22 protein-coding genes and 1 pseudogene are annotated in these 22,689 nt (G+C 61.5%); 18 read left to right on the top strand and 5 right to left on the bottom strand.

What is annotated here, in order from left to right; translation table 11 throughout:
• The 17 genes and pseudogenes from AC1DVN_RS07360 to AC1DVN_RS07280 form a co-directional block, all read left to right on the top strand.
• Positions 1-987: pseudogene (locus AC1DVN_RS07360) on the top strand (hypothetical protein); the annotation flags it as partial.
• A complete protein-coding gene (locus AC1DVN_RS07355) occupies positions 984-1,679 on the top strand; it encodes an Imm52 family immunity protein (protein ID WP_003943963.1) in 696 nt (231 codons plus the stop codon). The pseudogene AC1DVN_RS07360 and the gene AC1DVN_RS07355, both read left to right, overlap by 4 nt.
• 42 nt (positions 1,680-1,721) lie before the next feature.
• Positions 1,722-2,417 carry a hypothetical protein gene (locus tag AC1DVN_RS07350; RefSeq protein ID WP_223257881.1) on the top strand — a complete coding sequence of 232 codons (696 nt, stop codon included), beginning with the start codon at positions 1,722-1,724 and terminating at the stop codon, positions 2,415-2,417.
• Positions 2,418-2,664: 247 nt separating this feature from the next.
• Positions 2,665-3,438, top strand: coding sequence for a hypothetical protein (locus AC1DVN_RS07345; RefSeq protein ID WP_225989407.1), 774 nt, complete (start codon positions 2,665-2,667; stop codon positions 3,436-3,438).
• A 532-nt stretch (positions 3,439-3,970) separates the two neighbouring features.
• Positions 3,971-4,666: an Imm52 family immunity protein gene (locus AC1DVN_RS07340; protein WP_326839284.1), complete on the top strand. Its 696-nt coding sequence runs from the start codon at positions 3,971-3,973 to the stop codon at positions 4,664-4,666.
• A gap of 279 nt (positions 4,667-4,945) precedes the next feature.
• Entirely contained in the window at positions 4,946-5,449 is a 504-nt protein-coding gene (locus AC1DVN_RS07335) for a hypothetical protein (RefSeq protein WP_223257877.1), read from the top strand.
• A gap of 92 nt (positions 5,450-5,541) precedes the next feature.
• Positions 5,542-6,537 carry a prenyltransferase/squalene oxidase repeat-containing protein gene (locus AC1DVN_RS07330; protein ID WP_047888768.1) on the top strand — a complete coding sequence of 332 codons (996 nt, stop codon included), beginning with the start codon at positions 5,542-5,544 and terminating at the stop codon, positions 6,535-6,537.
• A gap of 569 nt (positions 6,538-7,106) precedes the next feature.
• Positions 7,107-8,792: an ammonium transporter gene (gene amt, locus AC1DVN_RS07325; protein ID WP_007731720.1), complete on the top strand. Its 1,686-nt coding sequence runs from the start codon at positions 7,107-7,109 to the stop codon at positions 8,790-8,792.
• A 51-nt stretch (positions 8,793-8,843) separates the two neighbouring features.
• Entirely contained in the window at positions 8,844-9,146 is a 303-nt protein-coding gene (locus tag AC1DVN_RS07320; RefSeq protein ID WP_003943837.1) for an urease subunit gamma, read from the top strand.
• Positions 9,147-9,175: 29 nt separating this feature from the next.
• Positions 9,176-9,613 carry an urease subunit beta gene (locus AC1DVN_RS07315; RefSeq protein ID WP_003943812.1) on the top strand — a complete coding sequence of 146 codons (438 nt, stop codon included), beginning with the start codon at positions 9,176-9,178 and terminating at the stop codon, positions 9,611-9,613.
• Between the two features lie 35 nt (positions 9,614-9,648).
• Positions 9,649-11,367, top strand: coding sequence for an urease subunit alpha (locus tag AC1DVN_RS07310; protein WP_003943847.1), 1,719 nt, complete (start codon positions 9,649-9,651; stop codon positions 11,365-11,367).
• Between the two features lie 9 nt (positions 11,368-11,376).
• Positions 11,377-12,024 carry an urease accessory protein UreE gene (locus AC1DVN_RS07305; RefSeq protein ID WP_019746461.1) on the top strand — a complete coding sequence of 216 codons (648 nt, stop codon included), beginning with the start codon at positions 11,377-11,379 and terminating at the stop codon, positions 12,022-12,024.
• Positions 12,008-12,721, top strand: coding sequence for an urease accessory protein UreF (locus AC1DVN_RS07300; RefSeq protein WP_019746462.1), 714 nt, complete (start codon positions 12,008-12,010; stop codon positions 12,719-12,721). Before AC1DVN_RS07305 ends, AC1DVN_RS07300 begins: the two co-directional genes overlap by 17 nt.
• A 10-nt stretch (positions 12,722-12,731) precedes the next feature.
• Positions 12,732-13,373 carry an urease accessory protein UreG gene (gene ureG, locus AC1DVN_RS07295; protein WP_019746463.1) on the top strand — a complete coding sequence of 214 codons (642 nt, stop codon included), beginning with the start codon at positions 12,732-12,734 and terminating at the stop codon, positions 13,371-13,373.
• Positions 13,370-14,317, top strand: a complete 948-nt coding sequence (locus AC1DVN_RS07290; RefSeq protein ID WP_047888769.1) for an urease accessory protein UreD — start codon at positions 13,370-13,372, stop codon at positions 14,315-14,317. The genes ureG and AC1DVN_RS07290 overlap by 4 nt, the downstream gene beginning before the upstream one ends.
• 34 nt (positions 14,318-14,351) lie before the next feature.
• Positions 14,352-15,395: an urea transporter gene (yut, locus tag AC1DVN_RS07285; protein WP_019746465.1), complete on the top strand. Its 1,044-nt coding sequence runs from the start codon at positions 14,352-14,354 to the stop codon at positions 15,393-15,395.
• An 89-nt stretch (positions 15,396-15,484) separates the two neighbouring features.
• Positions 15,485-16,411: a D-isomer specific 2-hydroxyacid dehydrogenase family protein gene (locus AC1DVN_RS07280; RefSeq protein ID WP_095969525.1), complete on the top strand. Its 927-nt coding sequence runs from the start codon at positions 15,485-15,487 to the stop codon at positions 16,409-16,411.
• Here AC1DVN_RS07280 and AC1DVN_RS07275 read toward each other — a convergent pair.
• Both AC1DVN_RS07275 and AC1DVN_RS07270 read right to left on the bottom strand, forming a co-directional pair.
• Entirely contained in the window at positions 16,405-16,812 is a 408-nt protein-coding gene (locus AC1DVN_RS07275; RefSeq protein WP_095969526.1) for a DUF4259 domain-containing protein, read from the bottom strand. The genes AC1DVN_RS07280 and AC1DVN_RS07275 overlap by 7 nt on opposite strands.
• A gap of 25 nt (positions 16,813-16,837) precedes the next feature.
• Entirely contained in the window at positions 16,838-17,458 is a 621-nt protein-coding gene (locus tag AC1DVN_RS07270) for a LysE family translocator (protein WP_095969527.1), read from the bottom strand.
• A 399-nt stretch (positions 17,459-17,857) separates the two neighbouring features.
• Here AC1DVN_RS07270 and AC1DVN_RS07265 point away from each other — a divergent pair, with 399 nt between their 5' ends.
• Complete coding sequence (locus AC1DVN_RS07265) at positions 17,858-18,868, top strand: alpha/beta hydrolase (RefSeq protein WP_206029860.1); 1,011 nt, start codon at positions 17,858-17,860, stop codon at positions 18,866-18,868.
• A 20-nt stretch (positions 18,869-18,888) separates the two neighbouring features.
• Here the strand turns inward: AC1DVN_RS07265 and AC1DVN_RS07260 are convergent, their stop codons facing one another.
• The 3 genes from AC1DVN_RS07260 to hisC form a co-directional block, all read right to left on the bottom strand.
• A complete protein-coding gene (locus tag AC1DVN_RS07260; protein ID WP_019746470.1) occupies positions 18,889-19,758 on the bottom strand; it encodes an MYG1 family protein in 870 nt (289 codons plus the stop codon).
• A gap of 37 nt (positions 19,759-19,795) precedes the next feature.
• A complete protein-coding gene (locus tag AC1DVN_RS07255; protein ID WP_477993651.1) occupies positions 19,796-21,490 on the bottom strand; it encodes a bifunctional metallophosphatase/5'-nucleotidase in 1,695 nt (564 codons plus the stop codon).
• Between the two features lie 100 nt (positions 21,491-21,590).
• Positions 21,591-22,667, bottom strand: coding sequence for a histidinol-phosphate transaminase (gene hisC, locus AC1DVN_RS07250; protein WP_029254256.1), 1,077 nt, complete (start codon positions 22,665-22,667; stop codon positions 21,591-21,593).
• Positions 22,668-22,689: the final 22 nt, after the last annotated feature.

Below are 22,689 nucleotides of genomic sequence, written 5' to 3'. Positions count from 1 at the left end.
GATCCCACGATTCCGGAACCCTCGCAACCCACTTCGCCCGGCGATCCCGACCGCGGCCAGTGGGAACCATCCACGCCGGGGGAGATCGGTGATCCAGGGCCGAACCTGACACCAGGAATTTCTACCCCGAATGTTCCCTCGCCAGGTCAGGTCGAGGAACCGAGTGCGCCGACTCTGCCCGATGTCGGGCAGGTGCCGGTGAATCCGGACGCTCCCGGCGCTCCGCAGCAACCCGGACTACCGGAATTCGACCCCTTCGCCACCGATCCGAGCACCATTCCCAGCCCTGGCGTCATCGAGGATCCGACGCAGCGACCCGCGGTCACGATGCCTCCCACACAGCCTGACAGCCCGGAGGGACCAGGGGTTGAACAGGATCCGTTGTGGTGGATGCCGTTCGCACGAGAAAAACCACCGCAACTCGCACCCGGCGAAACACCGCCGGACATCGTGGAGGTCGAAGGAGTCGGCCCGTTGGATCTGCGTACGTTGCAGTCCCGGATCATCGGTGATCGGGATGGCACCGATGTCGGGGTATGGGGTGATGCAGGCGAAGGTCTCCGGTACGACGCCGCTCGGAGGTTGAGGCCTTCTCGGGTATTTCAGGAACTCGTCACGCTGGTGGACGGGCAGTTCGCGTTCATCTTGCCATTCGATGCCGGGAAGAACGGTGAGCTCAAGTTCGACGGTTGGTTCCCGGACATGAACGTCATCGTCGATGCGAAACACATCTACGACTTCATCTTCGACCGGAACGGTGAACCTTACGTAACGGACTTCCGGGGCCGTGTTTGGCAAAAAGATTGGCCCAAGACCGCTCAGGCGCAGCTCGATGCCCTCGCACAAGCCGGGATGGACGCTGAGCTCGTGTGGGTGATGCTCAACGAACAATATGCTGAACTCGCCTTGAGAGGCTTCGACGACGAGAACGTCGTCGGTGTCACGGTGGAAACTATTGCGCAATGGTTGGAAAGGACGGGGCGATGAGCTTTTTCGGGCGGCGGCCGACAGTGGGCGGGTATTGGGGCACGCGGGTGCAGTCGAGTCAGGAGGTGGCGCAGACGATGCGGGCCTTCCTCGACGATCTGGAAGCGATCGACCCGGGGTTGGCGTTGCCGTGGGTCTCGACTGCCGAGTTCGACAAAGTGCCAGCAGATCTCAGCGTGGACGGGTTGGTGCGAATCTTCGAGCATTCCCGCTCGAAGGAGATGGGGTATTCGGACACCCCGGGACCGGGCTACGACGTCGACTTGTCACCCGAAGACGGGACCGCGCGGCGGATCATCGCCAGGGTCGGCGGGCTGGAAACCAGTGCCCCCAACAGTGTCCGGGTGTCGTTGCCGACGGAGAAGGATGTTCCCCCCGAATTGCGACGGTTGCTCGAACCGGATGTCGGGGACGCGATCATGAAAGTGATCGTCAAGCATTGGGAACCGGATCGGGCTCGGTGGAGCATCGGCGACTACCTCGATCTGCAACCGCGAGTTAGAGGTCAGATCCAGGTGGGATGGGAAACGTACTTCCATTCCGGAGTTACGTTCGATCGCAGCGCGCTGCCCCAATCTGCGGCGGTAGAGGAGCTGCCCACTGGCACGTTGATTCGGTTGGGGGACAAGCCAATGGAGGTCGATGCCGCCGACATCGTGGCGGTGCGGGCGGCGTTGGGTTACCCGGTGTAGCGCCAGAGACTGTTCCGATTGGTCGATCGTCTTCGAGCAGGAGTGACGTTGTCTGCTTCATCTTTACGTCGCGATCCGGCGTCCGGGTTGACCGTGAAAGTCATGGCGCGGAAGGGGCCGCCGGAAGCCGAATCGGTCACCGCAGTGCTGGCAGCGCGGTCACTGCAGTTCCTTCGAAAGCTTGACCCAGTCTTTGACGTCGACATGTATCGCTCCGTGAGGAATGACCTTCCCGACGGCGTTACGGTCGAGCAGGCTCTGGCATTGAATGGTGGGCGGATCCTCACGCCTCAGGCAGAAGGCCTCCTCGAGGCCGCAATGATCGAGAGCAGAAAGTCTCCTGATGCCGCAGGCGGGATTTACCCACTCTCATTCGGGCATCAACTCAGGTTGTTCACCGACAACGGAAACATCGAAATTCTCATCGGATTCGGGAGTACGGCAGGAGCAGGTTCCTTACTTTGCACCTTCATCTGGCCGTACCCAGGGGGCTTCGCCGATGAATCTCTGATCTCACTGTCATTGAAACTCGTCCAGGGTATGGCCGATATCTGGGACGCTCCCACGGCCGTGCTCTACCGGGATGCGGAGCTCACACCTCAGTACAACGTGCCCGGCGACGCAACGGTGGGCAGTTGCACCTACTTCGGCCCTGAGATGCCGATCAACGAAACGCAGATCCCACCCACTGTCGAAGCTTTTCCGTACAAGAGAAGGAGCGATCGTCATCCAGCGTGATCCACGCGCCCCGTTGGTTGCCGACGATATCCGAAGCATCCGTGCAGCAGTCGGCCTGCTGACCGAACGACCGGAGGTTCGCCTACCGAAAGGCTCGCGCCGGCTGTGACACCAGAAGTTACGGCCAAGCTCACGTCCGCAGGTGATGGTGTTCTTAAGAACAAGCTGCTCAGATAATGGAGGATGCGTTCGACGAGGTCATCGGGATGGAGAACATCAACATCATCGTATTTGGAGGGGAGTGAAAGTGCCTACGTCATCACTGCGCCGCAATCCTACGGTGGGCTTGACAGTGAAGGTCATTCCACGAAAGGGTGCGCCTGAAAGCGAGGCCGTCACGGCCGCGCTCGTTGCACGTTCGCTACGATTGCTTCGCGACATCGATCCTGTCTTCGACGTCGACTTGTACCAAACAGTAGGCGATGCCCTCCCCGACGGTGCCGGACTCGAGCAAGCCTTGGCGTCGAATATCCGTCAGATCCTTGTACCTCCGACGGAAAAATCGATCGAAGCCGCATTGATCGAGCGCAGACGATCCCCTGATGCCACCGGCGGTATGTATCCCCTCTCATTGGGACGACATATGACCCTGTATTCACCCGCTGGAGACGTCAAAGTCGTTGTTAGTTTCGGGGGCACCTCAGGGTCCGGCGCATTCGCATGTGCCTTTGCCGACGAATCACTGATTTCGCTGGCATTGAAGCTCGTTCAGGGGCTAGCCGATATCTGGGACTCGCGTGTCACCGTGCTCTACCGCCGAACCGAATCATCGCCTCAGTTCAACGTACCGGGTGACGCGATCGTGGGCAGTTGCACCTACTTCGGTCCTGAGTTGCCGATCGAGGAAACGCAGCTCCCGCCCAGCGTGGAGGCATTTCCCTACCAGGACGGCACAATCGTCATCCAGAAGAATCTGTCCACGCCGTTAACAGTCGAGGACATCCGAAGCATCCGCGCAGCAGCAGGACTGCCGACCGAACGACCGGAGATTCCTCTACCCAAAGGTTTCAGACGGCTGTGAGCCCTACGTTGGGCGCACTCGGGGCTGCCTGCAGGTAGGGATGGCGCGGACCGACCAGCCTGCCCGCAATTACCGCGCCGCGGTCCCGATCCGGCTACGCACCAGCTGATCGACGCTCCGGGTGGAGTGCCACCGCGCGGCATACCCGCCATCGACGGCACAGTTCCACCTGCCGAGCATGATCAACCCTCTGTTCCGTCCGTGAATGAACCTGCACGCCCGGATCCCGCGATTCCGGAACCCTCGCAACCCACTTTCCCGGCGATCCCGATCGTGGCGAGTGGGAATCACTCTCGCCCGGTGGGATTGGCGATCCGGGGTCGAACCCGAGACCCGAGAACTCCACCCTGGAGGCTCCCTCGCCAGGTCGCACCGAGGAACCAAGTGTGCCGACTCTGCCTGATGTCGGTCAGGTGCCGGTGAATCCGGATGCCCCCGGCGCTCCGCAGCAACCCGGACCACAACTGTTCAATGACAATGATTTGCCGAGAACGACTATGACGATCGCAGAGTGGCTGGAAAGGAAAGGTCGATGAATTCGGATCGTGGCGCGACAGTGATCGGGTATTGGGGCCCTCGGACGCAACCGGTAGAAGGCATTGCAGCGGAGGTGTTCTCGTTTCTTCATAGTCTGAGGAACATTGATCGAGCACTTGGAGAAGCTTGGGTGTTTTCGCCCGAGACTGCCTTCGAGTCGACCGATCTAAGCGTGGAAGTCCTAGCGAAAATCTTCCGGGCAGCGAAGGATATCGAAGGGCAATCCGTTGCTGCCTTCGACCTTGGCTACATCGTGAGTTTGTTGCACCCGGACAGATATCAGTTCTTGAGAATCCAATTCTCTCTCGGCCGGAATGTTCCGAGGGTTCCGAATCTCGTCAACGTCACCCTCCCCCCGGAGAAACAAGCAATCGGGGAGGCGTCGCAGTTGCTGACTGCACGCGTCGGGGACGCGATCATGAAAGCGATCATCGAGCATTGGTCGCCGGAGTCTGCGCGGTGGGGGACGCGGGAGTACCGCAATGCGCAGGGAAATGAGGTCAGCGAAATCGAAGTCGGGTGGGAGACATACATCCAGTCCGGGATCGATCTCGATCACAGCAAACTGCCCGTCGTCGCCGTACTGGAGGAACTCCCCAACGGAACGCTGATTCGGTTGGGCGAGAAACCGTTAGACGTCAACTTCGACGACATCCTGGCGGTGCGGGAAGCACTGGGTTACCCGGTCTAAGACGCCGCGTGACCGCCGACCCTTGCTCATGTCGCGACACGTAGTCGGACGGAGACTATTACGCAGTGGTTGGAAAGGACGGGGCGATGAGCTTTTTCGGGCGATGGCCGACGGTAGCCGGATATTGGGGCACGCGGGTGCAGTCGAGTCAGGAGGTGGCGCAGACGATGCGCGCTTTCCTCGACGACCTGGAAACGATCGACCCGGAGTTGGCGTTGCCGTGGGTGTACACCAAAAAAACTGGACAAAGGCCCCGCGGATCTCAGTGTGGACGGGTTGGTGAAAATCTTCGAGCATTCCCGCTCGAAGGAGGTGGGATACTCGGACACCCCCGGACCGGGGTACAGCATCGGTTTGTCGCCCGAGGACGGGACCGCGCGGCGGATCATCTCCAGGGTCGGCGGCTTAGAAACCAGCGCCCCCAACAGTGTCCGGGTGTCGTTGCCGACGGAGACGCAGCTCACCGACAGCACCCGGCAGCTGCTCGGCCCTGACATCGGAGACGCGATCATGAAAGTTATCGTCAAGCATTGGAAACCGGATCGAGCTCGGTGGAGCATCGGCGACTACATAGATCTTCAGAATCGGTCGAAAGGTGAGGTCGAGGTGGGATGGGAAACATACTTCCATTCCGGAGTTAGGTTCGATCGCAGCGCGCTGCCCCAATCTGCGGTGGTAGAGGAGTTGTCCACTGGCACGTTGATTCGGTTGGGGGACAAGCCAATGGAGGTCGCTGCCGCCGACATCGTGGCGGTGCGGGCGGCGTTGGATTACCCGGTGTAGGCCACGCAATGGGTCCGGAGTTCACCATTGCATCAGACGTCGAGAAATGCGTTAACCGGATGGCCTGCTTCGCCTTTCGATAGTATTGCCAGATGGCACCCCGAACCGACTTGCTCGCGTGGCTCCTCGACTCGGATCCAGCGATTCGGTGGCAGGTGGAGCGCGATCTGTTGAACGAAGCGCCCACTGTGTGGGCGGCGACGCGCGCGTCGATCGCTACCAAAGGATTTGGTGCACGCCTGCTTTCATTGCAGGACCGAGACGGCCAATGGGCGGGTGGGGCGTTCTTCCCGGCAGAATTCGACTTCGCGGGACCCGAAGCAGCAGAACAAAGTTCGCAACCCTGGACGGCAACAACCTGGACGCTCAACTCCTTGCGTGAGTGGGGCCTCGACGCCGGTGTTCTGCGGGAGCGTCGAACCGCAGAACTGCTCGCGGAAAACTGTCGCTGGGAGTACGAGGGCCGGCCGTACTGGGACGGTGAGGTCGATTGCTGCATCAACGCCTGGACGGTGGCAAACGGTGTGTGGCTCGATGTTTGCGTTGATGAACTCGCTAATTGGTTTGTGCGGCATCAACTTCCGGATGGTGGGTGGAACTGCGAGTGGACCGAAGGTTCGACGCGATCGTCGTTTCATTCGACGCTCAATTCACTCAAAGGGCTTCTCGCGTACGAGATCGCGACCGGGGGAACGGATGAGACGCGCGCGGCTCGGCGATCCGGTGAGGAGTACTTGTTGCAGCGCGGTCTGTTCCGGCGACTCTCGACCTGCGAACCGGTGGGGCCCTGGGTCGGCCGGTTTGCGTACCCGTTCCGGTGGCGTTACAACGTGCTCAACGCAGCCGACTACTTCCGCGAAGCGTCGTTGTCGTATGGAAATGAGCCTGATCCGCGAATGGCGGACGCGATCGAGATGATCCGGGTCGCTCGAGCCTCGGATGGGACGTGGCTCCAGGCCGGTCGCCAACCGGGGCGGGTGTGGTTCGAGGTCGACACAAAGGCGGGAGAGCCGTCGAAGTGGCTGACTGTGTCCGGCATCCGAGTGCTCGCCTGGTGGGATCAATCCTCCCTTCTAGGTTCTGCATAACAAAAGAGTTACAGCGAGAGTTTTTTCACCTTCAAAGGTTATCGAAAGGTGATCTTCGACTTTCCGGTCGAAATATCCAGTACGGATGAAGAACATATTAACGACAGGATTGCCCTCAGTGCAGTGAAGGTTAGTCATCTGAACAGGTGAGAAGATGTTCGGTGAAATTACCTACCCGATTGGATAGGCGGGTCACCGACGTTGGTAATCAAACAGGGCGCTCGCGGCTGTCTTGGTTAGGGAGCTAAGTCCCGAGCTGGAAACGGCATTTCTGCTTCGAAAGTGTCGCTCACCTGCGGCTACGTTCCCCATTTTGCAAGACTTAAACCACTTTCGGTGAGAATTGGTCCCGCAATTGTAGGTTGTGGAGCGTCCGCAATGTTTAGGCAAAGTCCCATCTTTTCCCAGAACAATGCTCTACTAAACGTGAAAACCGGATGTTCCCCCGATTTTGCTGAGAAGGTGCAACTATGGGGCGTAGCGTAACTGTCGCAGTGAATTGGAACATCGCGAATTGCTGCTCTAACCAATGACTTTGTTCAGGTCCGAATAATGCTCGGAGGTCGTCGATGTCGATGGAAATGGTGTTAGCCGAAGCAGTGATAGACAGTGGGGACACGGCGTGGGTGCTGATCTCCGCTGGCCTGGTTCTCTTCATGGTTCCCGGACTCGCCTTCTTCTACGCCGGTCTGGTGCGTGGTAGCAGTGCGCTCGTCATGTTGCAGCAGAACCTCGTCCCACTCGGACTCGTCTCGATTACCTGGGTCGTGTTCGGATACAGCTTCGCGTTCAGTGGAGACTGGGGTTCCGGCTTCCTCGGTGACCTCAAATTGTTCGGCTTGCAGGACATACACACTGCCGCCGCCCCGGGCTTCCACCTGATCGAAGGTGCAGTCGCGGTACCGACTCTGGCGTTCGTGGTCTATCAGATGATGTTCGCGATCATCACGCCCGCGCTGATCACCGGTGCGACCGCAAACCGGCTCAAGCCCTTGGGCTGGGCCGTTCTGCTCGTGCTGTGGTCGATCATCGTCTACCCCCCGATTGCGCACTGGCTCTTCAATCCCGAAGGCTGGTTGGCGCTCCGCGGAGCTCAGGACTGGGCCGGCGGAATTGTCGTCCACGCATCCGCCGGCGCCGCCGCCCTGGCAATCTTGCTGGTGGTCGGCAAACGTCCGGGATGGCCCAACGCCGAGGCAGTCCCGCACTCGGTGCCTCTGGCGTTGATCGGCGCAGGCATCCTGTGGTTCGGCTGGTTCGGATTCAACGCAGGCGACGGATTGGCCGCCGATGGTGTTGCGGCACAAGCCTTGATGAACACTCACATCGCCGCAGCGGGCGGCATGGTCGTCTGGCTCGTCATCGAAAGGTATACCGAGGGCAAGGCCACGGCGATCGGTGGAATCACCGGCGCGGTAGCCGGTCTCGCGACCGTCACCCCCTGCGCCGGCTTCGTCAGCACCTTCTCCGCGTTGGCGATCGGCGCGCTTGCCGGACTGGTCTGCCACTTCGCGCTCGCGCTCAAGTCGATCTTCAAGTTCGACGACGCGCTCGACGTCATCGCGGTCCACTTCATCGGCGGCATCCTCGGTTCACTCCTTCTCGGTTTGTTCGGCGAAAAGGCGATCAATTCGATCGGCCGCGACGGACTCTTCTTCGGCGGCGGCGCAGGACTACTCGGCGAGCAGGCGTTGGCGTTGATCGTCGTCATCGCTTTCTCGTTCGTGGTGACCTGGCTGATCGCCACGGGCATCGAGAAGACCATCGGTCTCAAGCTGGCTCCGAAAGACCAGGTGGACATCGACCGTCGTCAGCAAGGCATGGACGCGTACCGCTACAACGCCGCATTCGTCGACGCCGGTGGTGCGCCGCAGACCAGCGGGTTCGACTCGGGGGTCCTGGTCGAGGGGGCAAAACTTGTTCCGAACCTCGGCGCCCCGAAGCACGAACTCATCACGGCGGTATTGCAGACCATCGAGTCCGAGAAGCTTCGGGAGGCGCTGCTGGCTGCCGGAGCGGAATCGATAGTCGTATCGGAAGCGCATGTCTCCGCGAGCGACTCGGCCTCTCTCAAGTTTCGCGGGCAACGCAACGACGTCGTGTTCACGGAGCGGTTGCGTGTCGAGGTGCTGGTCGCCTCGGAACATGCCCAGGCGGTTCTGGACGCGATCAACGAGTACTCGGGCGGCAGGAGGAGCGGTTTCGTCCAGCAGGCGGCCGAACCTCTCACCGAAGCGACGGAACAGGGGAGCTGACATGTATTCGACGACAGGGAGTTACCGCATGATCGACAAGGAGCGTTCGGAATGCATCTGACACCGCGAGAACTCGACAAGCTGACAATTCTCATGTTGGCGGATGTCGCACTGAGGCGAAAGGCAAAGGGGCTCAAACTCAATCATCCGGAGTCCGTCGCAGTCATCACTGCAGCCGCTCTGGAGGGAGCTCGGGAGGGCAAGACACTCGAGGAGGTCATGGCCGACGCATCGCACGCCTTGACGGTCGACGACGTGATGGAAGGTGTCGCGGAGATGATTCCGCGTGTGCAGGTCGAGGCGGTGTTCCTCGACGGTAGCCGGCTCGTCACCGTGCACTCTCCGATCCAGTAGCCCGACCGAGATGTCAGGAGCACTCCAAGATGGCAAGCAAATCGACGAAGAAGGATTCCGGCGGCGAGAAGAAAGTGCCGGTCGGCGGATATGTGTTGCGGGACGAGCCGATCGAACTGAACGAGGGTCGTCCGCGTTTGAAGCTGCGGGTCCGAAATACCGGTGACCGTCCCATCCAGGTGGGTTCGCACTATCACTTCATGGAAGTCAATCGCGCGTTGTCGTTCGATCGTGAACAGTCCTTCGGCTGGCGCCTCGATATTCCCGCGGGCACTGCGGTCAGATTCGAGCCGGGCGACGAGAAGGAAGTGACGTTGGTGCCGTTCGGCGGCAAGCAACGGGTTCAAGGCTTCAACGGACTTGTCGACGGTTGGGCGCCGACCCACGCTGCCTACCGGCCGAGGCTCCCCGGAGCCGTCCAGCGTGCCGAAGAACTCGGCTTCCTGTCCGAACCTCAAACCGACTGATTCTCGTTCACGGCGGACGAAGGAGAGCAACACCCATGACAAGCATTTCGAGACAAGAGTATTCAGGTCTGTTCGGGGTCACCACGGGTGACCAGATCAGACTGGGCAATACCGACCTGTACATCGAGGTCGAGGAAGATCTTCGAACCATCGGAGACGAGTCGATCTACGGCGGCGGCAAGACGCTGCGCGACGGCATGGGCCAGGATCCGGAGTCGTGCAGCATCGACGGTGCCCTCGACCTCGTGATCACCAACGTGGTCATCGTCGATGCAACCATCGGCGTCGTCAAGGCAGACGTGGGAATCAAGGACGGGAAGATCGTCGGCTGGGGCAAGGCGGGAAACTCCAGCACGATGGAAGGCGTCACTCCGGGGCTGACGACCGGTCCGGCGACCGACGCGATCTCCGGTGAGCAGATGATTCTCACTGCTGCCGGCATCGATCCACACGTGCACCTCGTGTCACCGCAGCAGGCGTATCACGCGCTCAGTGGGGGAGTGACCACGCTGATCGGTGGCGGCATCGGCCCGACCGACGGAACCAACGGCACCACCATCACTTCCGGCATCTGGAACATGGAGATGATGCTCAAGGCCAACGAGGGTTTGCCGGTCAACGTCTGCATGCTGGGCAAGGGCAACTCGTCCGGGCATCAGTCCCTGGTCGAACAGATCAAGGCCGGTGCGGCCGGTCTGAAGGTCCACGAGGACTGGGGCGCAACCCCGGCCACGATTCGTGAGTCTCTGCGGGTGGCAGACGAAATGGATGTTCAGGTCGCCATTCACACGGATACGCTCAACGAGGCCGGCTACGTCGAGGACACCATCGCGGCCTTCGAAGGACGCACGATTCACACCTATCACAGCGAGGGCGCGGGTGGCGGACACGCACCCGACATTCTGCGGGTGACGGGAGAGGACAACGTACTTCCGGCGTCGACCAACCCGACGTTGCCGTACGGCATCAACACTCAGGCCGAACTCTTCGACATGATCATGGTCTGTCACAACCTCAATCCCAAAGTGCCCTCGGATGTTTCTTTTGCCGAGTCCCGCGTTCGCGCCGAGACGATCGGTGCCGAGAACGTACTGCAGGACATGGGCGTCATCTCGATGTTCTCGAGTGACTCACAGGCGATGGGCCGCGTCGGAGAAAACTGGCTACGCGCGATCCAAACAGCGGACTGCATGAAGCGGTCCCGCGGGAAGCTGCCCGAGGATTCGCCGACGCACGACAACTTCCGCGTGTTGCGTTACGTCGCGAAGGTCACGATCAATCCCGCGTTGACGTTCGGTCTTTCGCATGTGGTCGGGTCGATCGGTGTCGGGAAGATGGCGGATCTTGTTCTCTGGGAGCCCGCATTCTTCGGTGCGAAGCCGAAGACGATCATCAAGAACGGTCTGATCAGCTGGCACGCCATGGGAGATCCGAATGCGTCGCTCCCGACACCACAACCGGTGATCTACCGGCCGATGTTCGGTGGATTCGGCAAGGCGTTGCCGCAGAGTTCGGTCTCGTTCGTCTCGCGAGCGGCGCTCGACGACGGCATCAAGGATCGACTCGGACTCGAACGTCAGGTTGTTGCTGTCGAGGGAACCAGAACAGTCACCAAGCGTGATCTGGTTCGCAACTCGGCCACTCCGGAAATCAAGGTGGACCCGGAGACCTTCGCGGTGACTGCGGACGGCGTCCACGCATACGTCGAACCTGCCGAATCCATTCGCTTGAACCAACTTTACTTCTTCAGTTAGGGGTCTCCTGTGTCGGGAACAATCACACACACGCACGGCGCCGATGCGACGCCACACACGCACGGCGAGATGACCGCGCCGAGCGGAAAGCCGACGCGAATCGACGCGCTGCTCGGGAAGGAGACCGACGAGGAGTGGGTCGGTCGACTCGACAATGCGGTAGTCGACGTCTTGTCGCTCGATCAGTGGGAAGCGCAGAAGAGTCGGCTACGACGCACCACGATCGGTGGCCGTGAATTGGCCGTCTCGCTCGATCGGGGTATTCAGTTGCAGGACGGCGACATTCTGCTGTGGGACGAGCCGGCGAACACCGTCGTCGTGGCCAGGATCAACCTCAAGGACGTGTTGGAGATCGACCTGAGCGCACTGGTCGACGTCACGCCCGAGAAGATGATTCAGACGTGCCTGGAGTTGGGACATGCCGTGGGCAACCAGCACTGGCCTGCCGTGGTGAAGGGAATGAAGGTCTACGTTCCGTTGACGGTCGACAAGGCGGTCATGGGCTCGGTGATGCGGACACATGCTTTCGAGGGCATCGAGTACACCTTCATCCCGGGTGCCGAGGTCATTCCCTACATCGCTCCACACGAGGCACGCCGTTTGTTCGGTGCGGCCGCTCGTGAGGGCGAGGGGCATACCCATGACCCTCTCGTCTGAGGGATCCGGGCTCAGCATCAACCGCGCGATGCGGATGATGCAGTTTTCCGATTCCATGTTCCCGGTCGGTTCCTTCTCGTTCTCCAACGGTTTGGAATCGGCCGTGGCGCAGGGAATTGTCACCGACGGTCCGTCGCTGCGGGAGTTCGTACTCTCGGCGGCGCATCAGGGGGCGACGTGCGACGGTATCGCCGTACTCGCAGCGCACCGGGGCGCGACAGCCGGTGACTTCTCGGCGATCCTCGCCGCCGATCATGCAGTGATCGAACGCAAGCTCAACGAAGAAGCACGCACGATGAGTACCCGGATGGGTAAGAAGTTGGCCGAACTCGGCGGGCGCTTGGCCGGTGAGACCCTGTTCAACAAGTGGTTGGCCGCGATCGCATCGGGGGAGACGCCGGGTACCTACCCCGTCGGCCTCGGAATTGCTTTCGCGGAGATGGGTTCTCCGGAGGAGGACGCTTTCACGGTCAATCAGTACGGTGTCGCGATGACGTTGCTCGGCGCTGCCCTTCGCATCGTCCGAGTAGATCACCTTGCGACACAGGAGATTCTGTTCGAGGTCAATCAGAGCGCCGGCCGTGAGTACGCGGCAGTGCGTGACTACGGACTCGACGACATGTCCAATTTCGCCCCGATGATCGACATTCTGGCTGCGGTTCACGTCAAGGCGCACGTCCGAATGTTCATGAACTAGAAGGAGAAAGATGAAGAAGACAACGCGCATCGGAATCGGCGGACCCGTGGGTTCGGGTAAGACCGCACTCATCGAGGCGATCACGCCGGAGTTCATCAAGCGGGGCACCAGCGTTCTGATCATCACCAACGACGTGGTCACCACCGAAGATGCCAAGCACGTGCGTAAGGCTCTCAAAGGTGTTCTCGTGGAGGAACGCATTGTCGGCGTCGAGACGGGTGCCTGCCCACACACCGCCGTTCGCGAAGACCCGAGTATGAATCTCGCGGCCGTCGAGGACATGGAGAAGACGTTCCCGGACACCGACGTGGTCTTCATCGAAAGTGGTGGCGACAACCTCACACTGACGTTCAGCCCTGCTTTGGTCGACTTCTTCATCTACGTCATCGACGTAGCCGCAGGCGACAAGATTCCGCGCAAGAACGGTCCGGGAATCTCGCAGTCCGACATCCTGGTCATCAACAAGACCGATCTCGCACCGTACGTCAACGCAGATCTCGGAGTCATGGATCGCGACTCCAAGGGAATGCGGGGAGACAAGCCGTTCGTCTTCACCAATTGCATGACAGGGGAAGGCATCAAGGACGTGGTGGACCTCATCGTGCACGGAGTCCTCTTCGACGAAGAGGAAGTGGGAGCGAGCGCACCGTGAGCGCACCGCCCGTCCCGGGAGCATCGCGAGCGCTCCCGGGGCCGATCCCGACCATCCCGGAACTCGACCAGTACCAGGACCAACCGAAGCAGGCCCCGGCCGGCAAGGTCGGGAAGACCGGCGTTCTCGAGATGCGATTTGTCGACCGTGGCGACAAGACGATTCTGCGGGACATGTACCGCAAGACACCGCTGCTGGTTCAGCAGGCGCTGTACTGGGACGAAGCGTTGCCGACCATGCCGTGCGTCTACATGATTTCCACGTCCGGCAGTGTGTTGCAAGGCGATCGACTGTTCCTCACCATCGAGATGGAGCCGGGTTCCCTCGCGCACGTGACCACTCAGTCGGCCACGAAGGTCCACCGGATGGATGCCAATCACGCGTCGCAACTCCAGAAAGTGGTGCTCGCGGAGAATTCGTATCTCGAACTGATGCCGGGGGTGACGATTCCGCACCGCAACGCGAGGTACTACGCGCGCACCGACATCACGGTGGATCCGACTGCAACGCTGTTGTTCTCGGAGATCGTCATGCCAGGTCGTAAGTACCACGACGGCGGAGAGATGTTCGTCTACGACCTGTACTCCACAATGATCAAGGCGGAGCGTCCGGACGGGGAGAACCTCTTCACCGAGAAGCTGGTGATCGAACCGGCACGTTTTCCCGTGCGATACGGCGGAATCATGGGTGATCACGACGTGTTCGGCAATGTCATCTTGTTGACACCGAAAGAGCATGCCGACGCGATTCTCGAAGAGGTAGTTCCGGGCCGTGACGGCAAGGTCGTTTCCGGAGCGAGTCGGCTACCGAACGACGCCGGTCTCATCTTCAAAGTCCTCGGTCCGGAGAGCGAACCCGTCAAGGCAAAGGTTCGTGATTTCTGGGCTCTGGTGCGAAAGGCAGTTCTGGACACCACCATTCCGCCCGTCCCGCTCTGGGGATGACGCGGATCGCCGGAGAAGGATCGAGGGACGTGCGATGACCACCATCACCAAGCCGTGGGACGACGTCGCGGACAAGAACGTCGTGCTCAGATTCATCGACACGAATCTCAAAGGCTCCGGGCAAGTGATGTTTCAGGGCAATGCGCTGACCGGCCTGCTGTTTCTGGTCGGCATCTTCTGGGGCGCGATAGCCGCGGACACGATCACCGTCGCGATCGGTGCCGTGGTGGGTCTGGTGGTATCCACCGTCACCGGCATGATGCTGCATTCTGACGACGATTCGATGCGTATCGGCCTGTACGGGTACAACGGAATTCTTGTGGGAGCTGCCTTTCCGACATTCCTTGCCGGTGGCGTGATGCTGTGGATCTACCTCGTGGTGGGAGCTGCTGCGTCGACCATCGCGTTCCTGGCGGTTGCCAATGTCTTCAAGACGTGGGGCGTACCGGCACTGACATTTCCGTTCAACCTCGTCAACTGGTTCTTTCTCCTCGCGGCATTCCAGTTCTTGCGGATCGAAACGTCGGACCTCAGCGCGGGCCAGTTTCCGCAACACATCGGGGACGCGTCGGTTCATGCCGACATCACGTTCAGCTTCCTGTGGGACACGCTGTTCCGCAACGTCTCCCAGATCTTTCTGATCAACAACACCGTCACCGGCATCATCTTCGTGATCGCGCTGCTGGTCGCGTCACGCTGGGCGGCGTTGTTCGCGCTCATCGGTTCCGCGATAGCGATGGGTGCGGTGCTGGCGCTGGGTGCCAACACCGTAGACGTCGGCAACGGTCTTTACGGGCTCAGTTCGGTGCTGACGGCAATCGCTCTGGGGTCGGTGTTCTACAACCCGTCGTGGCGTGTGTTCGTCTACACCGTCTTCGGCGTGCTGGTGACTGTTGTCATCCACGGCACGCTGGTATCGGCCTTCGCCCCGATTGGCCTGCCCGCCGGGACGGGCCCGTTCGTCTTCGCTACATGGCTGTTCCTGCTGCCGAAGAAGAAATTCGTTCCCATCCAGCACGACACCATCGAGGGCGGAGCGGCCGAGGGCAAGGATTCGATCGCGAAGGCCAACGGATAGAAAGGTGATCGGCGAGGCGCCCGTACGCTAGGGCATGCGATGAGTACATCTATTCGCCCTGCCGCCACCGTCGAACAGAAAGCACCCACATGACAGACGCCAGCGCCCCTCGCATCCACCTCGGTCCCGTCGAGGATCCTCACGTCGCCGACGGAATACGCCGAGCCGGTGGAGCTCTCGTTCCACTGGCAGAAGCCGAGGGCGTCGTGTGGGTACAGGGGCCGGAGACGTTCCCGTCGTCGCTACCCGATTCGGTTCGCTGGGTGCAGTTGCCGTTCGCCGGGATCGAGCCCTGGTTCGACGCCGGTGTGATCGACGACAAGCGGGTCTGGACGTCTGCTGCCGGGGCGTACGCGGGCAATGTCGCCGAACATACGATGATGCTTCTCCTCGCCGGTGTGCGCTCTCTCCCCGAACAATTGGCGGCGCAGTCGTGGCGCAAGGAAGAGTTCGACCCGCGGGTGGGTACCTTGCAGGGCTCGACGGTGGCGATCATCGGTTGCGGCGGCATCGGCCGTGCGTTGATCCCGTACCTCGCCGCGTCCAAGGTCAAGGTCATCGCGATCACCCGCTCCGGGACCCCTGTCGATGGTGCTTCCGAAACGCTCTCGGCCGACCGCACCGGCGAAATCTGGTCCAAGGCTGATCACTTCGTGATCGCGGCGCCGTCGACATCCGCGACGCGGCATCTGGTCGGCAAGGCTGAACTGGACCAGATGTCGGAGTCGAGCTGGATCGTGAACATCGCACGAGGCAACCTGGTCGACACCGAGGCGCTGGTCGATGCTCTCGAAGCTGGTTCGATCGGGGGTGCAGCACTGGACGTCACCGACCCCGAGCCGCTCCCGGACGGGCACCGGTTGTGGAAGCTCCCCAACGCGATCATCACTCCGCACGTCGCCAACCCGGCTACGACGCTCACGCGTGTGCTGGCAGATCACGTGGCCGCCAACGTCGCTCGATTCGCTGCGGGTGAGGACCTCGCTGCGGTAATCGATCCGTCGGCGGGCTACTGAACCGACAGAACGCGCAAATCCTCTAGACCGTCCACGACGGGAACTCGCCACGACGCAAGCTCTTCCGGTCCCTGCTCGTCCCACAGTTCGAACAGTTCCGAATCGGTCGATGCGATGGTGCGCTCGACCATCTCGATCAGCCAGGTGAGCCGCTCGCTGGTCAGGGTCGAGGTGAAGGAATCGAGATCGAGGTCTTGGGTGGCAGGGTCGCGTTTGCGATCGGCGCGCACGATCAACACCAATTCGAGCAAGGCGACGGCGATTTGGCCGCCGTCCACCTCGAGGTAGTCGTCCTCGAATGCCCACTCCACCGATTCGAAGGTGAAGTCACCGTGTCCGATGGACGCGATCAAATCCCCTGCACCGTCGTTCTCGAACGGTCCCGATCCCCACGCGCCCACTGTCTACTCTTTTCCGATTGCCGTGTCAGCGCGCTTCGAGCGCGATCTTCGCTCCGAATCCTAGAAGAACTGTTCCGGTTATGCGCTCGAGTGCCTGTCGCACTCGGGGCTTCTCGAAGGTGCTACGCGCCCGCGAGAGAAGGACCACGTAGCCACTGAGCCACACGATGGTGATGGCTGCATGGATGAGCACCAGCAGCGCAAGCGATGGTCCCGTCGGCCATCCGGCCGGAACCAACTGAGGCAGCAGTCCGGTGTAGAAGACGGCGATCTTGGGGTTGAGCAGGTTGGTGGTAAAGCCCGTCTTCCATGTCCCGGCCTTCGGCGCGCGCGGGGCGTCGGCATTGTGTTGCATCCGTGAGGTCCGGCTCTCCCACAGTGCTCGCACACCGAGATAGATCAAGTAGGCAGCACCGGCGAGCTTGACCACGGTGTACGCCTCGGCCGACGCGGCCAGGATCGCCGAAAGCCCGAGGACAGTCAGCAGACCCCACACCAGAAGGCCCGAGACGATGCCGGCCGCTACCCGGAAACCGGCGGATCTGCCCGCGCCGAGAGCTGCCTGCGTCACGACGGCCATGTCCGGCCCCGGGACCAGAGTCAGTAGGGCGAGCACGGCTGTGGCGGCGAGCAGAGCGGTCAGCATGCAACAAGTATGAAGTCGGGGTGGGGAGCGAAGTCGGGCGGTGGTGTCGTGCCTGTGAACAAAGAGTGGCGCCGCGGTGTGAACTGCATGGACACGCCCGGAAACCGGCGTCTCGTGAGCACAGTTCGACAAAGTTATGCACACTGTGGGGAAACGGAACGATGCAGGTAGAAGGAATACCTCTGTTGTAATTCATCCTTTTGTCCACAGGTTATGCACAACTGGGAAGTGGATGTGAATGAAGTTATCCACACCTGTGTGTGCATCGGTGGAGAACTGTCCAACTCCATTGGATACCCGCGAGTAATAAATCCCAACCAGTGGGTTGACCCCGGGACGTTCGTCCTGTCCAATCGAGGGTTAGCGGTAGTCGTGCGATGCTCAGGGGGCGCTTGACGGATGCGGAGATTTGGGTTTGTCGGGATTGTGTTGGTCGTGCTCGCGCTTGTCGTGGGCGCAGTTGCGTATGCCGATCCGGCGCCTGAAAACCCACCCGGAGATTTGGCCGGTCAGACCGGTGCTCACATCAATCGCATCGAGCAATTGTCGCCCACTCGCAGTGCCGTGTTCGTCGAGTCGCCGGCCATGCGACGCGAGGTGCAAGTGCAAGTTCTGCATCCAGCGACCAGTGCAGGTTCGCGTCCGTCCTTCTACCTGCTCGACGGAGTAAGTGCCGGTTCGGAATCCGGGTACTCCGAGAGCACCTGGACCCAGAAGACCGACATCGAAACGTTTTTCGCCGACAAGAACGTCAACGTCGTTCTCCCCGTTGGCGGTACCGGCAGTTTCTACACCAACTGGAAGAACGACGATCCGAACCTCGGTGTGAACAAGTGGGAATCGTTTCTCGCTGAAGAGCTTCCGGCGTTGATCGATTCTGCGTTCTCCGGAAACGGGACGAATGTGGTCGGTGGGGTGTCCATGGGTGCGCTCGGCGCGGCCAACCTCATCACGCATCACCCGAAGCTCTACACCGGATTAGCCTCGTACAGCGGCTGTCTCGACAACTCCGAGTCGTCTTCGCAGGATTCCGTGCGGCTGACCGTGGCCAGTAAGGCAGGCGACGCCACCAACATGTGGGGCCCGGCATCGGACCCCGACTGGCAAAAGCACGACCCGTCCACCAACGCGGAAACGCTGCGTGGGAAGACGATCTACGTTTCTTCCGGCACGGGCGCGCCCGGAGAGTACGACAACGTCTTCACGCCGAGTGGACTGCAGACTGCCATCGAAGGCGGACCGCTCGAGGCGCTTGCCAACACGTGTACACAACTGTTCGAGGCGAGGTTGGGGGAGTTGTCGATTCCCGCAGTGTTCGCGTATCGAAACGACGGCACCCATTCATGGCCGTACTGGCAAGACGCGCTTCACGATTCCTGGCCGACAGTGAAGACCGCCCTGGGAATGTGAACTGGACTGTGAGCTGAGAACTACTCGGCCAGTGCCAGTTCGAGCAACTGGAGGGCGCCGTCACGGGTCTGCGCAGCCGCGATGAACCCCGCCTTGTGGCAGAAGACCGAACTGTCGACGCCCGTCTCGGCGGCAAGGTCCGAGCCGTTCAGGCCGCGCCACGGCTCCGGCAACAGCTTTCGTGAACCGAACTTGGAGTCAGCAGGCTTGACCGTCTGAATCGACCAGCCGCCGTTGGTGTTCGGGAAGATCGTGAACAGGAGCTCCGGCTGGGCCGACGCGGCGCGGCCGTGGGGAACGAAGCGTTCCAGCACGACGAAGCGCGGGTCCGTTGCTTTCTCGTAGGTCTCGGTGAACTCGCGCTCGGCCGCAGCGTCGCCGGCGTACTTGGCGCGCAGGCGAATCAAGACCTGAGTTGCGAGAACCACGGCCAGCTCGAACTGGGTGTCGAACTCTTCGTCGGTGGACGAGATCGGATTGAACAGGTCCAGCACCGACGACAGATCAAAAGGCTTGGTGCCGTAGTCGTTGAGGGTGTAGATCTCCTGGCCGTTGTCGACGGCGTCGATGCCCTCGACCAGACGACTGTCGATTCGGCGGAAAACGGAGGCGTCGCCTTCGCAGAACTGCAGGCCGTATTCCTGCCAGAGCAGACCGAAAGCGGAGTACAGGATGCCGTTGCTGCGCTCGCCGGCATCGCGCTGGTGATGGTCGAAGCGACCCTCGGCCGGGTTGTAGCGACCGCCGACGTCGAGCACGATGTCCGCACTGTCGAGGACGGACTCGTCACGGCTGCGAACGACGGTGGCGTCGGGGTACAGCTGCTTGAGCAGCGATACGCCGAAGACGTCGTCTGCATGGAACTTGCCGTTATGGGTCGCGATGATCACCCGTCGAGACTAGGCAATCGAGCGGGGGGATGCCTATTCAGCCGACGGTGCGGATGCGATCGGTGGCAGGCGGCGAGACCGGGGACCCGGCTGCGAACAGGGCCGTCAAGGCGTCGAGGTCGTTGCCCGCGCCGGTCATCTGGGTGGAGTTCTTCAGTGCGGTGAAACCGTCCCCGCCCTCGGCGAGGAACTTGTTCACCACGACGCTGTAGACGCCGTCGGGGGCGATGTCCTGCCCGTTCAAGCGCATTTCCGAGATTCGCGAGCCCGGCGCTGCTCGCCGGTCCATGGCGTAGGTGAAGCCCGCGGACGGGGAGAGGATGCGCTCGGTAGCGGTGCCGTCGAGGTCGATCTGGAATTGCTGTTCGAGAGCGTCCTTCAACACCGCTCCTGTGACGGAGAGCACCTCGAGGCTGTTACCGAAGGGTTGAACACCGTAGGCCTGGCGGTAGGTGACCTGGCCGGAAGTGCCGAAGTCCAAGTCCTCGCGCATGCCGCCCGGGTTCGTCAACGCGAGTTGAGCCCCTCGTGTCGATCCGGCCGCGAGTTGAGCGTCGGCGACCAGGTTGCCGAGTGGCGATTCACCGCTGGGTACGCGGTCCCGTGTCAGATCGGCGGTGATGGTCCCCACCGGTCGCTGAGCGCTTTCCGACGCCTCCGACCAGGCCCGGTCGGCGAGAGCCTGAATATCGGGATCCGGCGAAATATCGTGCGTCACTATCTGATTGAAAGCGGATGTCTGATCGCGAACGACCTCGCGGGTGTTGCGGTCGATGGTGACGTCGGCGACGGACACGATCCGGCCGTGCGAAGCGCCCTGCATGACGACTCTGGGATTGCCTGCGGGATCAGGGAATTCGCAGTTGTACTGCTGGTGGCTGTCGGCGGTGAAGATGACGTCCACCTTCGGTGAGGCACGAAGAGCGATGTCGCGGGCCGGGCCGGACTCGACGTTGCAGTCGTTGGGCCCACCTTCGACGGCCGGTTCGTCCCCACGGTGCAGGAGAACGGTGATGGCTTTGACGCCGAAGAAGTCGAGGACATCGGCGGTGCGGTTGATCGCTTCGACCTCGTCGCCGAACTGCAGATCGGCGATCCCGCCCGGTGTGACGATCTGCGACGTGTTGGCGGGGGAAATCGCGATGACTCCGAGCGGAATGCCGTCGACCATGTTCACGGTGAAGGGCAGCGTGGCCGGAGTGCCGTTGGTGTACGTCATGTTTGCGGCCATCAGAGGGAAGTTGGCGCCGCCGAAGGACGGACTGAACGTGCACGCGTCGACGGCGGAGCAACCGCCGGACCGCATACGACGGAACTCGGCGAGCCCCTTGTCCAGTTCGTGGTTGCCGATCGCGGAAGCGTCGATCTTCATCCGATTCAGCAGTTCGACCGTCGGTTCGTCGTTGAACATCGCCGATTCCAATGCCGACGATCCCCAGTTGTCACCGACCGAATACAGCAGCGAGTTGGTGGCTTGGCTGCGAAGTTGCGTCACGTATGCCGCGAGATACGCCGCGCCACCTGCGGGGGTGAGCGAGCCGTCGGCCTGCCTGATCTCGCTGCGAACACCTTCCGGCGGGCGGAGGCTGCCGTGCAGATCGTTGAAGGCCAACAGACGTACCGACACCGTGTCCTGGGACTCGGCGGTGGCGACGGCACTCAGGGAGGTCGCGGAGGTGGCGAGAAGGGTCGTTGCGAGCACGGCACACGTTCGTGTCATGCGTCGCGTCATGCGTCGTGCTCCCTCACTCGGACCGGCCTCGAACCTCCCTGAGTGTGCCCGTCCGCCGAAACGAATTCCAGTCCTCGGCGTAACAGTTATGTATCGAGTGTCACGCGGTGACGCCGATGCCCGCAGCCTGCTTCGCGACGTCGGTGTTCGCGAAAGCGAGGAACGCGTCGTTCTCGTGTGGATCGCCGATGGTCATCCGGACGCCCTCGACGCCGTACTGACGGATCAGAATGCCCGCCTCGGTACTCGCCTCGGCGAAACCGGGGGAGAGCTCTCCGAGGGGGAGATAGACGAAGTTCGCCGACGACTCGGGGACGGTGTACCCGGCTTCGATCAGTGCACTGCGCACTCGCGTCCGCTCGGCGATGACGCCTTCGGTGCGGGCAAGCAGTTCGTCTGCTGCAGCCAGGGAAGCGATTGCGGCGGCCTGCGCGACAGCGCTCACGGTGAACGGGGTGTGCACCTTGCCGAGGGCCACGATGATCTCCGGATCCGCGACTGCGTAACCCACGCGGATTCCCGCGAGGCCGTACGCCTTCGAGAAGGTGCGCAGAACAACCACGTTGGGGCGGCTGCGGAACAGTTCGATGCCGTCGGCGTCCGAGCGTGAGTATTCGAAGTACGCCTCGTCGAGTGCGACGACGACGTGCGTCGGGACCGCGTCGAGGAAGCTCTCGAGCTCTGCCTTCGACAGCGCGTTGCCGGTCGGGTTGTTGGGGTTGCACACGAAGATCAACCGCGTGCGATCCGTGATCGCGGCCAGCATCGCGTCGAGGTCGTGGCCGAAGTCCTCGGTCAGCGGAACCTTGACCGAGACGGCATGGCCGACCTGGGTGACCACGGGGTACGCCTCGAACGAACGCCACGCGTAGATGACCTCGTCACCCTGATCGCAGGTGATCTGCACGAGTTCCTGGCACAGCGTCACGGAGCCACAACCAGCGGCGACGTTGGCCGGTTCGACTTTCAGGAAGCTGGCCAGCGCCTCGATGAGTGCGACCGCGGCATTGTCCGGGTAGCGGTTGGCATTGGCGACCGCGTCGGCGACGGCGTCACGCACACCGGGCAACGGCCCTACGGTCGTTTCGTTGCTCGCCAGCTTGATCGCACCCGGAAAATTGCGTCCGGGAACGTAGGCGGGGATGGAGGCGAGGTCAGGGCGAATGTGTGCGGTCACGAGTCGATTATGCGCGCACCGA

Source organism: Rhodococcus sp. P4_E4 (assembly GCF_056401575.1).
The sequence above is the reverse complement of the archived record's forward strand: the minus strand, read 5'-3'. Positions and strand labels throughout refer to the sequence as shown.